General features: G+C 68.3%; 12 protein-coding genes. 5 read left to right on the forward strand and 7 right to left on the reverse strand.

All coding sequences use genetic code 11. The annotated features are described in order from the left end of the window. The first annotated feature begins 401 nt into the window (after positions 1-401). Positions 402-2,453, forward strand: a complete 2,052-nt coding sequence (locus ACF1AJ_RS17765; protein WP_391508554.1) for a fibronectin type III domain-containing protein — start codon at positions 402-404, stop codon at positions 2,451-2,453. A gap of 48 nt (positions 2,454-2,501) precedes the next feature. Here ACF1AJ_RS17765 and ACF1AJ_RS17770 read toward each other — a convergent pair whose 3' ends face one another. Both ACF1AJ_RS17770 and ACF1AJ_RS17775 read right to left on the reverse strand, forming a co-directional pair. Then, positions 2,502-3,041, reverse strand: coding sequence for a hypothetical protein (locus tag ACF1AJ_RS17770; protein WP_391508555.1), 540 nt, complete (start codon positions 3,039-3,041; stop codon positions 2,502-2,504). Positions 3,042-3,168: 127 nt separating this feature from the next. Further along, positions 3,169-4,617, reverse strand: a complete 1,449-nt coding sequence (locus ACF1AJ_RS17775) for a ricin-type beta-trefoil lectin domain protein (protein ID WP_391508556.1) — start codon at positions 4,615-4,617, stop codon at positions 3,169-3,171. A 208-nt stretch (positions 4,618-4,825) separates the two neighbouring features. Between ACF1AJ_RS17775 and ACF1AJ_RS17780 the strand changes: the two genes are divergently transcribed. From ACF1AJ_RS17780 to ACF1AJ_RS17795, 4 genes are all read left to right on the forward strand, one after another. Continuing rightward, positions 4,826-5,839, forward strand: coding sequence for an NADP-dependent oxidoreductase (locus tag ACF1AJ_RS17780; RefSeq protein ID WP_391508786.1), 1,014 nt, complete (start codon positions 4,826-4,828; stop codon positions 5,837-5,839). A 35-nt stretch (positions 5,840-5,874) separates the two neighbouring features. Beyond that, positions 5,875-6,726, forward strand: coding sequence for an alpha/beta fold hydrolase (locus tag ACF1AJ_RS17785; RefSeq protein ID WP_391508557.1), 852 nt, complete (start codon positions 5,875-5,877; stop codon positions 6,724-6,726). 61 nt (positions 6,727-6,787) lie between these two features. After that, a complete protein-coding gene (locus ACF1AJ_RS17790) occupies positions 6,788-7,381 on the forward strand; it encodes a TetR/AcrR family transcriptional regulator (RefSeq protein ID WP_391508558.1) in 594 nt (197 codons plus the stop codon). Between the two features lie 100 nt (positions 7,382-7,481). Further along, positions 7,482-9,200 carry a SulP family inorganic anion transporter gene (locus tag ACF1AJ_RS17795; RefSeq protein WP_391508560.1) on the forward strand — a complete coding sequence of 573 codons (1,719 nt, stop codon included), beginning with the start codon at positions 7,482-7,484 and terminating at the stop codon, positions 9,198-9,200. A 161-nt stretch (positions 9,201-9,361) separates the two neighbouring features. Here the strand turns inward: ACF1AJ_RS17795 and ACF1AJ_RS17800 are convergent, their stop codons facing one another. From ACF1AJ_RS17800 to ACF1AJ_RS17820, 5 genes are all read right to left on the reverse strand, one after another. After that, positions 9,362-9,616: a hypothetical protein gene (locus ACF1AJ_RS17800; protein WP_391508561.1), complete on the reverse strand. Its 255-nt coding sequence runs from the start codon at positions 9,614-9,616 to the stop codon at positions 9,362-9,364. Positions 9,617-9,678: 62 nt separating this feature from the next. Next, positions 9,679-10,350, reverse strand: a complete 672-nt coding sequence (locus ACF1AJ_RS17805) for a Type 1 glutamine amidotransferase-like domain-containing protein (RefSeq protein WP_391508562.1) — start codon at positions 10,348-10,350, stop codon at positions 9,679-9,681. A 101-nt stretch (positions 10,351-10,451) separates the two neighbouring features. Next, on the reverse strand, positions 10,452-12,518 hold the full coding sequence (locus tag ACF1AJ_RS17810) for a glycoside hydrolase family 2 protein (RefSeq protein ID WP_391508563.1): 2,067 nt from the start codon (positions 12,516-12,518) through the stop codon (positions 10,452-10,454). 4 nt (positions 12,519-12,522) lie between these two features. Further along, positions 12,523-13,434 carry a carbohydrate ABC transporter permease gene (locus tag ACF1AJ_RS17815; RefSeq protein ID WP_391508564.1) on the reverse strand — a complete coding sequence of 304 codons (912 nt, stop codon included), beginning with the start codon at positions 13,432-13,434 and terminating at the stop codon, positions 12,523-12,525. A 2-nt stretch (positions 13,435-13,436) separates the two neighbouring features. After that, complete coding sequence (locus ACF1AJ_RS17820) at positions 13,437-14,351, reverse strand: carbohydrate ABC transporter permease (protein WP_391508787.1); 915 nt, start codon at positions 14,349-14,351, stop codon at positions 13,437-13,439. Positions 14,352-14,354 lie beyond the last annotated feature (3 nt).

A 14,354-nucleotide genomic window follows, 5' to 3' on the forward strand; every position in this document is an offset into this window, starting at 1 on the left:
GCGCCGCCCCCGAGGCGGCGCCCCGGACCCTCCTGAGCGTTCACACATTTTCATGAAGAATCCTCAATTTGGTCTAGAGAGACGCCCGTCACTGGTCTAGCGTCATGCACGGCGGGTTCCACGGATCGGTCAGATCCGCCCGCACGCGATCGGGGTGGATCATGAATCATGGGCGGGTCGGTGCGGTCTTCGCCGCTGTTCTCGGAGTGTTGGCAGCAGGTGCCGTCGGGAGTCCAGCCGTCGCAGCGGTCCCCACTCCGGTCATCGTCATCAATACGCCCTTCGGTCCCTCCACTGACGTCGCCAGTCAGCGCTTCGCCGATGGAGCCCGAACCTCTCTTGCGTATGCCGACCTCACCAGAGGCATTCAGGTGGGAGGAACGGACGCGACCGGCGCTGGCATGAACGTGCAGATCGTTCCGCCGGCGGGAAGGCTGCTCGCCCCGGGCCACTTTTCGACGGGCTCCACCATCGCCGGCGTGCCGGACGCCACGAAGCCGGTGGTCTCCCTCGTCACTGCGGGGCAGTCGGGCCGGTTCGAAGGCGAGCTAGACATCGTAGACCTGGCCTGGGATGCGACCGGCCATATCACGCGATTCGACGTGCTCATGACGGGTGTGGGCGAGATTCGGTGGAATGAGCCGGAACCGCCCGGTGTGACCATCGGAGCACACGCATTCACCTTCCCGCGGACGCCTCTCGGGCTCGCACCGATCTATCAGAGGGAGTGGCTGCACAATACGAGCGGCGCAGCGATCTCGATCGGCGCCATCGGCGTGAGCGGCAGCGCCGCCGGCGACTTCGCCGTGTCGGGCGACAGCTGTGGGAACCGGGCCCTCGCCGCGGGCGCGAGCTGCTCCTTCCTGGTCGGGTACTCGGCGAAGGCCGTAGGCCCGCGCATCGCAGCGCTCGCCATTCCGATCGGAGGCGCGGTGCGCTCGGTTGCCCTCTCGGGCACGACGCTTCTTGGCACGAACTCGCTGGTGTTCGACGGCTATCCGTGGGTGACGGGCGGTGTGAAGAACGTCGACACGGCCGGACCGTTCGACATGCATGTCTGGCCTCGCCCCGCCTACTTCGAGTGGCAGATCACGAAGCCGTACGGAGTGGGAGGTACTGTCGCGGATCTCGCACTGGTCTCCGCCGATGGCGGACCGCTGCAACCCGGTCAGCACACCACCGTCGGCGTGACAGACGGCGGGCACGGTCAGTACGGCGCCTCCATCAGCGCCACCGGTCACGGCTGCGGAACCTATCGCGGCACGGTGAATGTCCATGCGTTCGCACCCGACCGCAACGGGATGCCGTCGATCGCCGACGTCGACTTCACCATCGTCTGTGACGATGACGACGCGAATCCTGTCGTCGGGACGCTGCTCTGGCAGTCACGGAGCGACGTGACACCGCCTCCAGCTCCGACGGGAGTGACGGTCTCGGGGATGACCGCGACCTGGACTCCACCCGCCTCCACCGACGCGGTCCGGACCATCGCGCGCCTCGTCGCGGGCGACGGTTCGAACGCGACGCCGACGAGCGGCTGGCCCCTCGCGGACGGGACAGGACGTCAGGCGCAACTGCCGAGTGCGGGGGCAGGTCGGTACACGGTGGCGGTGTTCGCGGTCGATGCAGCCGGCAACGTGAGCGGCGCGGGGGCGGTGCCGTACACTGTCGGCTCCACCGCGCCCACCGTCACCGTCCCGACTGCGCCGATCATCACGAAGGTGATAGCGGGCGACCGCAGCGTCACCGTGACCTTCACGCCCCCGGCGAGCGATGGCGGGTCACCGATCACGGGGTATCAGCTTCGTGCCACATCGCTGCCGACGCCGGTCACCGGCGGCGGCAGCCCCCTCACCATGACCGGACTCACCAACGGAGCCCCGTACGTCTTCCAGCTCGTGGCGGTGAGCGCGGCCGGGACCGGGCAACCGGCCGTCACCGGAACAGTGGTCCCACAGGCGCCGACGGCCCCGCCGCCAGCGGCGAAGGAGCTCCTACCCGATCCGGGGTTCGAGGCGGGAACCGGCGGCTGGAAGGCGTTCGTCACCGGCACCCTGACCACGGTCGCTTCGCCCGTGCACAGCGGCTCCGCCGCCCTCAAGGTCGCTGCTCCGAACACGTCTCCGGGAACCCTCGTCGGTCTGACGCAGAACACGGTCGTGAGCAGCACCGTCGCCGGCGCTGTGTACACGGCGTCCTGTTGGGTTCGTCCCATCTCCGCCGGCCTGGGCGTTCGCGCCGAGTTCCTCGAGTACACGCAGAACTTCAGCAGCAACCTCCACATGCCCATGACGACGGTCGCGTCCCTCGCTGCCGGCACCTGGACGCAGGTCACCTGGAGCGGGACCGCGGTCCGTTCCGGGGAGCGGATGATCCCCCAGATCTACTCGGTCAACCAGACGGCGGCGACGGGGGCGATCCTCTACGACGATTGTTCCGTCACCGTGCGCTGACGACAGGCTTCACGCATTCACCGGGCCGCTACGGTGCATCGCGACGCTTCACGACGCACCGTTCACCGACGCCTCCGCATCCGCGCGGCGCTGAGCCTCGGCACGCCGAGTCTCGCGCGCCGCGCGGAACCAGGCGTTCGACGGGCGCACCCAGAGCAGGACGATCCCGGCGATGCCCGCCACCCCCAACGTCAGCGCGATCGGGCTTCTCCAATCGAGAGCGGCGGTGACGACCGATACGGCACCCAGGATCGTCGCGACGACGCGCGCCCAGGCCGCTCCTCGTCGGAGGCGGAAGGCGGCGAGCAGGCAGAGAGCGAACAGTGCGACGACGATGAGCTGGCCCGTGATGGAAGCACCGTGGATGAGTCCGGCGGACTGCTCCGCGACGGCTTGCCCGTATTTCGTGCGGCCAGATTCGATGACCCTCTCGTTCACGGACCATTGGCGAACGATAGTGAACGGCAGGAGGATCAGCCTCACGGCGACGATCCCGAGGAAGACCCAGAAGGCGGCTGCGACCTGCTTCGGGGGCGGCCCCAGGGGTTCCGCGGCGTCCGGAAGGGTGGCCTCTGTCGCGTCCGTCATCGCTCTCCCTTCGGTACGCCGATGGCGAGCCTAGCGCCCGCGCGGCGGACGCCCCGGGTTTCTGTGAACTCTGGAATCCGGGGCGTCCGTCATGCGGACTGCTTCGTCCGGCGGCGGGGCGGCCCGCTCAGCTGCGCGACCATGCCTGGTTGGGGGCGCCGTTGCAGTACCAGACGTCGACGTTCGTGCCGTTTCCGGTTCCCGCGCCGGCCGCGTCGAGGCAGAGCCCCGGGTCGGCTGCGGAGGTGATCGTCCCGTTCGCGTTCACGCTCCAGCGCTGAACGTCGGTACCGGTGCACGACGCGATGATCACGGCGGCTCCGGCTGCAACGGTCGAGCCGTCGGTTCCGGCCTGCATGCAGAGCTCGCCGTACACGGTGAGCTGACTGTCGCTCGTCAGCTCCCAGCTCTGGTTGCCGCCGCCGTTGCAATCCCACAGATCGAGGCTGGTGCCTGGCGTCGTGCTGAAGCCGGGAACGTCGACGCAACGGCCGGATGCCTGACCGACGATCGGCTGACCGGGAGGAGCCGCGGGCAGGTCGTTGACGGGCTCCGTGTCGCCGTATCCGTAGCCCCACTTCAGCTGCGCGACGCCGGTGACGCTGTTGTCCGTCAGTGTGCCGTCCGGCTGGAGTGACTCGATCGAGTAGGAGTCGCCGGCTCGCAGACCCGGCCAGTAGACGATGCCCATCCGGTGGCTGCGGGCGAAGTCCGTCACGGCGGCGAGGTATGACGTGTACACGTTCCCGTTGTGGGCCCCATAGTTGAGCCCGATGGTCATCGGAGAGCCGGCCTCGTCGATGATCGTCCGGCCAGCGTACGCGCCGACGCGCGCGGCGAGGTCGGCGGTCCACTCCGCCTCGGTGGTGTGGTCGGCCCAGTAGCCGTAGAAGTGCAGCGAGAGCAAGGTGCCCTTGAGCTGCGGAGCGTCGCCGACGCCGGTCACGTTGTCGTTGTACCCGGTGCCGCTGATCACCACGCGGTTGCGCGGAACCTGGCGGTGATCCGCCAGCCACTGCGACGTCACCCCGACCCACTGCGCGAGGGTGTAGCCATGCGGCTCGTTCATCGGCTCGAAGTACACGTTCTGGGTGTGCTGGAACGCGCTCACCACCGTGTTCCACATGGATGTCCAGGCGGGCACATCGTCGATGATCCCGTCCTTGCTGGTGTCGGCCTCCCAGTAGCTGAGGATGACCTTGTCGCCCCGTGCCGTCGCGGCGTCGATCGCTCCGCGGTAGGACTCCCACCATGCCGTGCCGACACTGGCCGGGTTGATGGGCAGCCGGACCGTGTTGGCACCCAGATTCTGCCCGAAGCCGCCCAGGATGCGCTGTGCCGTCGCGAACACCTCGTCGCGGCTGTCCGACGTGCTCAGTCCCGTCGGGACGACGGCGTCGGCGGCGTAATTGTCGCGCGGGTCGGCCCAGTTGACTCCCTTGAACTCCGATGTCCCCGGCCCGTGCGCGGGCTGCGGCTGGTCGGCCATGGCGGGGGTGGATGCGGTCAAGGCTGCCAGCGCGAGCGTGCCGGCGACGGCGGCCGCCAGCACTCCTCTCCGGGGGTTCTTCGGCAATGTTGACGTCAACATTTTGCGGTGCATGTGATCCTCGTCGATCTGTCGGGGGGTGATTCCGTCGGGCTGGTCAGCGGCGCGACCCGGTGCGGACGATGCTGCCACGGGCTCGCGGCGGCGTCAAGGAAGCGGGTCGGCCTCGCTCGGCCGGCCCTTGACAACTAAATCGAGTACACTCAAAATTGAGTGAACTCAAGAAAGGTTCGTGATGAAAGCCGTTGTCCTGTCCTCCTATGCGTCCCGCCTTGCCGTCGACGAGGTGCCCGAGCCGGCCGTCAGACCGCGCGACGTACTGATCGACGTGCGCGCCGCCGGGCTCAACCAGCTCGACGAGAAGCTCCGAGCCGGCGAGTTCAAGCGGATCGTGCCGCTCGAGCTCCCCGCGATCCTCGGGCTCGATGTCGCCGGCACCGTGGTCGCGGTCGGGTCGGAGGTGAGGACATTCGTGCCCGGCGACCGCGTGTACGGGAGGGTCCAGGATGGGCGGATCGGCACGTTCGCTCAGCGCATCGCCGCCGACGAGAACGACCTCGCTCCCATTCCGCCCACCCTCACGATGAGCGAAGCCGCCTCCCTCCCGCTCGTGGCGCTGACCGCGTGGCAGGCGCTCGTCGTACGTGCCAGGGTTGAGCCGGGGCAGAAAGTCCTCATCCACGCCGGCGCCGGGGGAGTCGGCTCGATCGCGATCCAGCTGGCCAAGCACCTCGGGGCCACCGTCGCCACGACAGCGAGTGCGGCGAACGCCGAGTTCGTGAGGTCGCTCGGCGCCGACGTCGTGATCGACTATCGCGCAGACGATTTCGAGCAGCAGCTCAGAGGCTACGACGTCGTGCTCGACAGCGTCGGCGGTGACAACCTGCTGAAGTCGCTTCGCATCCTGCGCACGGGTGGGGTCGCCATCGGGATCGCCGGGCCGCCCGATCCGGCTTTCGCACGCCGGCTCGGACTCAATCCCGTCCTGCGTGCGGGCATCGCCGCGCTCAGCCGCACGGTGCGCCGCGCCGCCCGACGGCTCGGCGTCGAGTACTCGTTCCTCTGGATGTCGGCCAGCGGCGAGCAGTTGCGCGAGATCTCCGCGCTGGTCGAGTCCGGGGCGATCCGTCCGATCGTCGACCGTGTGATCCCGTTCGAGGAGGTCCCCGAAGCGGTCGCACGCCTCGGGACGGGCGGAGGCCGAGGCAAGACCGTCGCCGTGATCGCCCGCGGCGACGGTCAGGCCTGATCACCATCCATCGCATCGACAAGGAGTCCGTCACCATGACCGACACGAACCCCATCACGTCGTACGCCGAGGCGCCGACCCGGCACGTCAGCGCCGCGGGTGTCACCTTCGCCTATCGCGATCTGGGACCTCACAGCGACATCCCTGTCGTCTTCTTCGTGCACCTCGCCGGCACGCTCGACAACTGGGACCCGCGCATCGTCGACGCCATCGCGCGCGAGCGACGCGTCATCACCTTCGACCAGCGCGGTGTCGGGGCCTCCTCCGGAACCGTGCCACGAACTCTCGAAGAAGCGGCGGACGACGCCTACACGTTCATCCGAGCGCTCGGTCTCGACCGGATCGACATCTTCTCCTTCTCGATGGGAGGGATGATCGCGCAAGACCTCGTGCTGAAGCATCCGGACCTCGTCCGCCGACTGGTGCTCACCGGTACCGGGCCGCGCGGCGGTACGGACATGGACAAGGTCGTGCTGACGACCTACGTGGATCTCGTCCGCAGCGCTCTTCGCCGCGTCGACGTGAAGGAGTTCCTCTTCTTCAACCGCAACGAGACCGGCATGCGTGCCGCGAAGGCGTTCCTCGGGCGCCTCCGGGAACGGACGGTCGACCGCGACAAGGAGATCACGCTCGCCGCGTTCAACACCCAGCTCTTCGCGATCCGGAGGTTCGGCCGGTCGGCGCCGGCGGACCTGTCGCGGATCACGCAGCCGACGCTCATCGCCAACGGCGACAACGACCGCATGGTCCCGTCGGTGCTGTCCGAGGAGCTGCACCGCCGGATCGCCGGTTCGACGCTGGTGATGTACCCGGACTCCGGGCACGGCGGCATCTTCCAGTACCACGAGCAGTTCGCGCCGCTCGTCGCCGACTTCCTCCGGGACTGACGAACCGGCCGGCGCCCGCGGGCGCGTTATGGTGATCACCTGCCGATCGAGAAGGGATGAGATGACCGCCACCCCCGCAGCGCCCGGCCGGCGAGAGCGCAACAAGCAGGAGAAGCTCGACCGGATCATCGCCGCGGCCAGCGCCCTCTTCGCTGAGCGCGGTGTCGACGAAGTGACGACGCAGGAGGTGGCCGCGGCCGCGGACATCGGCGCGGGCACCCTGTTCTTCTACGCGCGCACCAAGGGCGAGCTGCTGCTCATGGTGCAGAACGCCCTCTACGCCGACGCGCTCGACGAGGGGCGCGAAGCCGCGCGCAAGATCGACGACCCGGTGGATGCGGTGCTGGCGATCGCCGACCCGATCATCCGCTGCAACCGCGCACAGGTCGATAACGGGCGCACCTACCTGCGCGAGATGGTCTTCGGCGACCCGGCGGAGCCGCATCACGCGAAGGCGCTCGAGATCGTCGCGCAGACCGAGCAGGCGATGGCCGAGACCATCGCGCGCACGGCCGTCGGTCTCGGCGATCCCGCCGTCGTCGCCCACATCGTCTCCGCGATCCTCTTCATCGCGATGTCGGCCAGTCCCGCCGCCACCAGTGTGGACACAATCCGAGAGGATGTGCGGCGCCAGCTCGACGCTCTGCTGGGGTAGCGGTCGGGCGGAGGGATCGAGAGGATCCAGCGCGGCGTGAGCCTGGTTCTCCGACAACGGCCTCTGCCCGAGCGCACCCGGCCTGCGGTATGACGTGCGTATGCCCAGGACCCGAGGCCGGGGCTCGAACCTCGTTCCGATCGCCGGTCAGCTTCGCACCTACAAGCGAGCGTGGCTGCGCGGCGATGTGATCGCCGGCGTCACCGTCGCCGCGCTCATCGTCCCCAAGAACCTGGGGTACGCGGGTATTGCGGGCATTCCGCTGCAGAACGGGCTCTACGCGGCCGCTGCCGGGGCAATCGTGTATGCGATCTTCGGCACCAGCAGGCAGATCTCGATGGGCCCGAGTTCCGGTCTGGCTGCGGTGGCGGCCAGCGCCGTGCTCGCCGCGGGCATCACGGGAGAGCAGGATGTCGCCTCCTTCGTCGCTGGCATCACCCTCGCGTCGGGCATCCTGTTCCTGCTCCTCGCCGTGCTCAAGATGGGCTGGATCGCTCAGTTCCTGTCGCGTGCCGTGGTCACCGGGTTCCTGTTCGGCGCGGCGATCGACGTCGTGATCGGGGAACTGCCGAAGCTCACCGGAGCCGACATCACCGGCTCCAATCCCATCCAGGAGCTGTGGTCGTGGATGGGGTCGCTCGGCGACGCGCATCGGACGACGGTCCTCGTCGGGCTCATCTCCCTGGTGGTCGTCTTCGGGCTGCGGGCCATCGCTCCGCGCGTGCCGGGGGCACTGGTCCTGGTGGTGGGCGGGCTGGTGGCGGCCGCCGTCCTCGATCTCGGAGCGAAAGGCGTCGCGCTGGTCGGTGACGTGCCGCGAGGACTGCCTGTGCCGGAAGTGCCGGACCTTCCGCAGTTGTGGGAGCACGCAGGAACCGTCGCGCTCGCCGCGGTCGCCCTGGTGCTGATCGGCTTCTCGCAGACGGCGGGGGATGCGCGCACGTTCGCCGCCAAGCATCGCTACCAGATCGACATCAACCAGGAGTCCGTCGCCCAGTCGCTCGCGAATATCACCGCGGGACTCTTCCAGGGGATGCCGGTGTCGACGAGTCTGTCGGCGAGCTCGCTGAACGACCGCTCCGGCGCGAAGACCGGGCTGGCATCCCTGACCTCGGGCGTCACGGTGCTGCTGACGCTGCTGTTCCTGGCGCCGCTCTTCTCGAACCTGCCCAAGGCGGTGCTCGGGGCGCTGATCATCGAGGCGGTGGTCATGGGGATGATGGACCTGCCGGAGATGCGGCGGCTCTTCCGGGTGAAGAAGGTCGACTTCTGGATCGCCGTCGTCGCCCTCCTCGGAACGCTCGTCTTCGGTGTGCTCGCGGGCGTCGTCATCGGCATCGGGCTCTCGCTCGTGTGGCTGATCGCCGTGGCGACCCATCCGGAGATGCCGATCCTCGGCCGGGAGCGGGGAACGCAGGTGTTCCGCGAAGTGGATGAGCATCCCGAGGACGAAGTGCTGCCCAGCGTGGCGGTGCTCCGGTTCGACGGCGGTTTGTTCTTCGCCACGGCGGACGCGCTCGAGGACAGACTGCGCGAGGTCGTGCAGGCGGAACCGGAGCTCACCCGGGTGGTGATCGACTGCGAGGGCATCAACTTCATCGACTCCCAGGGTGCTGCGACGATGGCCGACCTCGTCACGCTCGCCCACGACGCCGGCCTCGATCTCCGCATCACCCGGCTGAAGCCGGGCCCGCGGGCCGTTCTCGAACGCGACGGCGTGATCGGGATGATCGGCTCGGACCACATTCACGGCAACATCCACCGAGCCGTGCAGGCGGGGCAGGATGCGGCCGAGCGCAGGCCGGACGACGCGGGCTAGCGCGGACGGGTCACCGGAAGAGCAGCGCAGCCACCACTGCGCCAATCATGCGGGCGATGGCGTCGCCCAGGCCCCGGAAGAATCCGCGGCGCGCGTCGCCGGGTCGGCGTTCGCGGGCATGGCGTCCCACGCGCGGTTTCTCGGGATCCGCTCGATCGCCGTCAGGTGCGGGGGTCGTCATCCTCGTACCAGCCCTCAGCCTCGCTCACGGTCAGACCGTGCGTGTACGCCACGAGCTGGCCGAGAAACTCTGTGCGGTTGTAGTCCGGTCCGATACTCCGTGCGCACCATTCGCCGTTGTCCAGCTTGACCAGCATGAAGACCGACTCTGCGCGGGTGCCCTCGGGCAGCGGGGCGACGGTGAGGTCACCGAGCACCTCGGCGGCGGGGACGGCGTCTCTCGACTCAGAGCTCATGATCGTGATTCTTCAGCATCGAGCGCCCGGCCAGCGCATCAGTCGCGCTGTGTGTCGAGTCCTCACCGATCGAACCGCTCCCAGTGGCCCTCGCTGATCACCTCGACGTTCCCATCGACGACGGAGATCGCCGTCTGGTCGTCGATCGCGTAGGAGCGGCCCGGGATGTTCTCGGCCCAGCGTCGGGCGGCTTCCCGCGTGTTCTCCGTCCATCCCGGGTAATCGAGGTGGGGGAAGATCGAGAAGTCGACGACGCCGAGGGTGTCGTCGGCGCCGTCCGGCTGCCAGTCGAGGAACTCGCGTCCCACTCGCGGCGTCATCACCATGCTGCCGGCACTCACGCCCACCCAGACGGTGTCGGCGAGCTCGGGCAGAAGCGCGGTCAGGCCCGACCGCTGCATCCACTCGTAGAGGTACCGCGCCTCGCCGCCGTCGACCAGCAGGACGTCCGTCTCGCGCACCCACGGCATCCACCGTTCTTCCGCGAGGCTCGGGAGGGCGGTCAGTTCGAGCACGCCGACCGACTCCCAGCCGAGGCCGACGAGGCCCGGTCTGCCCTCCCAAGCGCCGGCGGTCGACCTCCACACGCTCTGCGGGCTGCACGCGGGCTGCCCCCACTGCGCGGTCGGGATGAAGAGCGCGCTGCTCTCGGCGATCGGCTTGCCCAGCATCCCGATCAGGGCGTCTTGGATGCTGGGATTGGTGATGCCCCCGGATGTGAGCAGCAGCTTCATCGATTCCTCCCCGAATGCGCTGGGCCGCCGCCCACCGTAGACGGGGTCGGAGTGCGGCGGCAAGCATCCACTGGAGTCGAGGGTGGGATGGAGCCGTGCCGTCAGTCCGTGCGAGCTCCACGGCGGTTCGGCTGCTCGACCGTGGCCGCGTCGACGAAGGTGTGTGCGACCGTCCGTCCGGCGGCTTCCAGCCACAGGTGGAGTCTCGCCGCGCCGCCGGGTGCCGGCACCTGAAGGGTGACGTGCTCGGAGACGACGTACGGCGATACGGTCAACGTGTTTTGCGCAGATGCTGGCCCGGAGCCGTGAGGAGGAAGAGGCGATCCGGGAGCCCCCCACGCCGCGAAGACGGTACCGGTGATCGTCGACTCGCCGTGGTGGGAGGCGCGCACATCCACGCTGAGCGGGCCGTCCGGGATCGGGATGTCCGCGCCCGCGCGCTTGGGAACGAGGTCGACGACCAGCACCGTATCGGCGTTGATGTCCGCAGGGTTCAGCCCGCCCCAGTCCTTCTGGCGGCGCTCGGCGTCGAGCAGCCCGGCCATCTCATGCTCCACGTCGGCGAGCTCGGTGTAGACGTAGCCGGCGAAACGGTCGTGGCGGCGGATCTCCTGCGTCTGCCAGCGCACGTGCCAGGCGCGCTCCAAGCTCGTGAAACCGGCGCCGAACTCGCTGTTCAGGATAGGCACCCCCGTCCGCGGGAAGTCGGCAGACCCGTAGAAGGACTTGTCGACGACGAAGTCGGGCCCGAGCCGGACTTCGAAGGAGTCCTTCGCGCCTGACGCGAGTGCCGCGAGGTTGGCGGCCCACATGGCCGGGTCCTCGTCGTAGTAGTGCCAGTCGACGAGATCGGAGCGGACGTGAGCCCATCCGGAGTTCTCGACGATGGGCCGGGAGTCGTCGAGGGCGCGCATGGTGTCGTACGCGTGCACCGCCGCCGCCGCGCGTTCGGGGCTGCCCGGGATGTCCCAGTCGAGGCCCCACTCCTCGTTGTAGAGCCCCCACACGACGATGGAGGGGTGGTTGCCGTCGCGGCGCACCATGTCGGGGAGCTGGTCCTCGAACGCTTGCGCGGATCCGGGAGTGTAGCGGCTGGGGCACGCGGGCTCCGCCCAGACGAGCATCCCCATCCGGTCGGCCTGGTGCAGCCAGCGCGGCTCCTCGAACTTGAGGTGCTTCCGGACGAGCGTGAAGCCGAGATCGCGAGCCAGCTCGAGGTCGCGGACGAGGGCGTCGTCATCCGGGGCGGTGAGGCCGGACTCCGGCCAATAGCCCTGGTCGAGCACGCCCCGGACGTAGAAGCGGCGGCCGTTCAGGTAGAGCTCCTCCCCACGGGTCTCGATCCGCCTCAATCCCACCGTCGCCACGACTCGGTCTCCAGAGACTCCCTCACCGACACGGAGTTCGACCGTGTAGAGCTGGGGATCGGCCGGACTCCAGAGACGTGGCTCCTCGACGGCGAGGAATCCGTCGAATCTCCCGTCTTCGTCGGTGACCAGAGCGGTCTCCCGTCCTTCGATCGTGGCGACGACCGCCGTCCCGGCCACATCGTCCCCGGCCACGGCGCCGCTGATGGAGAACCCGGTGAGGGAGTCGCCGCGGAGGGCAGCGGATTCGACATATGTCCGTCCGCGCGCCTCCAGCCACACGGACTGCCAGATTCCCGAGGTCGGCGTGAATGAGACGCCGTCGTAGTCGTCGCGCGGGATGGAGCGCTGCTTGCCGTGAGGGATCTCGCGCTTGTCGGCCGGCGCATCCACCTCGACGACCAGCTCAGCGCGGTCTCCGGGCGAGACGACGTCGGTGATGTCGAACTCGAACGAGGTGTAGCCGCCGATGTGGGTGCCGACGACCGCGCCGTCGACAAGGACGCGGGCGTCGTGATGGACCGCACCGAAGTTCAGGACGACCCGCCGGCCCTCCCACTCGGCGGGCACGGCGATCGCGCGCCGGTAGACCGCGCGCTCCAGCCAGGTGCGCCGCACACCGGAGGCAATCGTCTCCCAGGCGAACGGGACGACGATCGTCGTCGGTTCGCCGCCCGCCGGCTCGAAGTCCCACTCCCCGTTGAGGGAGAGCCAGTGCTCGGATCGGTCGAAGTCTGGCCGCGGGTACTCGGGCTTCGGGATGGACATGAAGGGAGTGCCTTTCGTTCGTTCGGTGCGCATGCGGTCAGCCTTTGACGCTGCCGGCGAGGATGCCGTTGATGAAGTGCTTCTGGAGCACGATGAACAGGATGAGCAAGGGGATGAGCGCCACGGAGCTCGCAGCGAGGAGTTCACCGGTCACGGTCGCGTAGTCGGCGCCCACTTTGTTCCCCGAGATGTTCTGAGCGAGCGTGGAGAGGACGACTTGAAGGGTCGCCATCCTGCTCGAACTGGCGACGACGACCGGCCACACGAAGTCGTTGTAGATGTTCATGATCGTGAGGACGGCGAGGCCGGCGAGGCCGGGGCGGATGACGGGGATGACGATGCGCCAGAAGATCCCGAACTCACCGCAGCCGTCGACGCGGGCGGCGTCCAGCAGCTCGTCGGGCACGGCCGAGATGACCTGACGCATCCAGAAGATCGCAAAGGCATCGACGGAGCCGGGCAGGATGAGCGCTTGGTATGTGTTCACCCAGCCGAGCTCTTTCATCTCGAGGAGCAGCGGGATGATCAGCACGATTGTCGGCAGCATCAGCGTCACCAGTACGGTGCCGAAGAGGAGGTTCTTGCCCCGGAAGTCGTACTTGGCGAAGGCGTACCCGGCGAGCGGAGCGCAGAACAGCGTGATCGCGCCCTTCACGAGCAGGACGATCCCGGTGTTCACGAATCCGGATGCGATCGGGACGTCCTGGAACATCCCACGGAAGTTCTCGAGCGTGAACCGCGCCGGGTCGAAACCGAGCGGATCGCGGATGATGTCGCCGGCGGGCTTGAAGGCGGAGAGGATCGCCCAGACCACGGGTGCGAGGAATGCGACCGTGAGGATGATCAGGAAGACGTTCGAACCGATGAGCGGTCGGCGACGGATGCGCCGGGGCATGGCAGCAGTTCCGGCGGTCGGGGTTGGAGTGGTCCGGGCAGTGGTGGTTGTCACGTTCAGTCCTTCGCGCGGAGGAGTCGCACGAACCCGAGTGACAGCGCCATCACGACGATGACGAGCAGGAACGAGTTGGCGGCGCCGGTGCCGAGATCGGCCCGGGTGATGTGGTTGTAGAGGAAGAGTCCGGCGGTCGTGGTCGAACCGTACGGTCCGCCCTTCGTCACCACGAACGGCTCGGCGAACATCTGGAACACCGCCAGGGTCTGGAGCACCACGGCGAACATGATCGTGCGCCGCAGCAGGGGCACCGTGATGCTCCAGAGCTGCCGGATCCTGGTTGCGCCGTCGATCGCCGCCGCCTCGTAGATGTTCGAGTCGATCGACTGAAGGCCCGACAGCAGGATGATGATGATGAACCCGCTCGTCTTCCAGAGGAAGAGCAGCGCCAGGGTCGGCTTCGCCCACTGGCTCGTCACCAGCCACCCGACGTCGGGAAGCCCGACGAGGTTCAGCACCCCGTTCACCGCGCCGTAGTTCTGGTCGAAGAGCACGATCCAGATCTGGGCCACGGCGACGAGCGGAGTGACGAACGGGACGATGAACGCGACCCGGTAGAACCCCCTGAGGCGGAGCTTCGCGTTGTCGAGCAGCACGGCCACGATGGTGCAGACGACCAGCTGGACGGGGACGATCAGCAGCCAGAGGATGCCGGAGTTCGCCAGCGACGACCAGAAGGCGCTGCTGCCGAGCAGATAGGCGTAGTTGCCGAGGCCGACCCATTCCGCCGCGCCGGAACCGTGCCAGTTCGTGAAGCTGAGACGCAGCGTGAACAGGAGCGGGTAGACGCTGAACGCGAGGAAGATGGCCACGAACGGCAGGACGAACAGGTAGGGCGCGAGCGCTCTGCGGATCGAGTAGCCCCGGCTCCCCCGAGGGGCGCGCGGAGGCGCGGCCGGTGCTGCAGTCGTCATGGT

Origin of the sequence: Leifsonia sp. NPDC014704 (assembly GCF_043083605.1) — a bacterium.
Classification (GTDB): Bacteria; Actinomycetota; Actinomycetes; order Actinomycetales; family Microbacteriaceae; genus Leifsonia.

Coding starts and splice junctions, on each gene's coding strand:
- ACF1AJ_RS17780 (WP_391508786.1), top strand. CDS start 4,826: ATGAAAGCCGTTGTCCTGTCCTCCTATGCGTCCCGCCTTGCCGTCGAC.
- ACF1AJ_RS17810 (WP_391508563.1), bottom strand. CDS start 12,518: ATGCGCACCGAACGAACGAAAGGCACTCCCTTCATGTCCATCCCGAAG.
- ACF1AJ_RS17795 (WP_391508560.1), top strand. CDS start 7,482: ATGCCCAGGACCCGAGGCCGGGGCTCGAACCTCGTTCCGATCGCCGGT.
- ACF1AJ_RS17765 (WP_391508554.1), top strand. CDS start 402: ATGAACGTGCAGATCGTTCCGCCGGCGGGAAGGCTGCTCGCCCCGGGC.
- ACF1AJ_RS17770 (WP_391508555.1), bottom strand. CDS start 3,041: ATGACGGACGCGACAGAGGCCACCCTTCCGGACGCCGCGGAACCCCTG.
- ACF1AJ_RS17785 (WP_391508557.1), top strand. CDS start 5,875: ATGACCGACACGAACCCCATCACGTCGTACGCCGAGGCGCCGACCCGG.
- ACF1AJ_RS17820 (WP_391508787.1), bottom strand. CDS start 14,351: ATGACGACTGCAGCACCGGCCGCGCCTCCGCGCGCCCCTCGGGGGAGC.
- ACF1AJ_RS17805 (WP_391508562.1), bottom strand. CDS start 10,350: ATGAAGCTGCTGCTCACATCCGGGGGCATCACCAATCCCAGCATCCAA.
- ACF1AJ_RS17790 (WP_391508558.1), top strand. CDS start 6,788: ATGACCGCCACCCCCGCAGCGCCCGGCCGGCGAGAGCGCAACAAGCAG.
- ACF1AJ_RS17800 (WP_391508561.1), bottom strand. CDS start 9,616: ATGAGCTCTGAGTCGAGAGACGCCGTCCCCGCCGCCGAGGTGCTCGGT.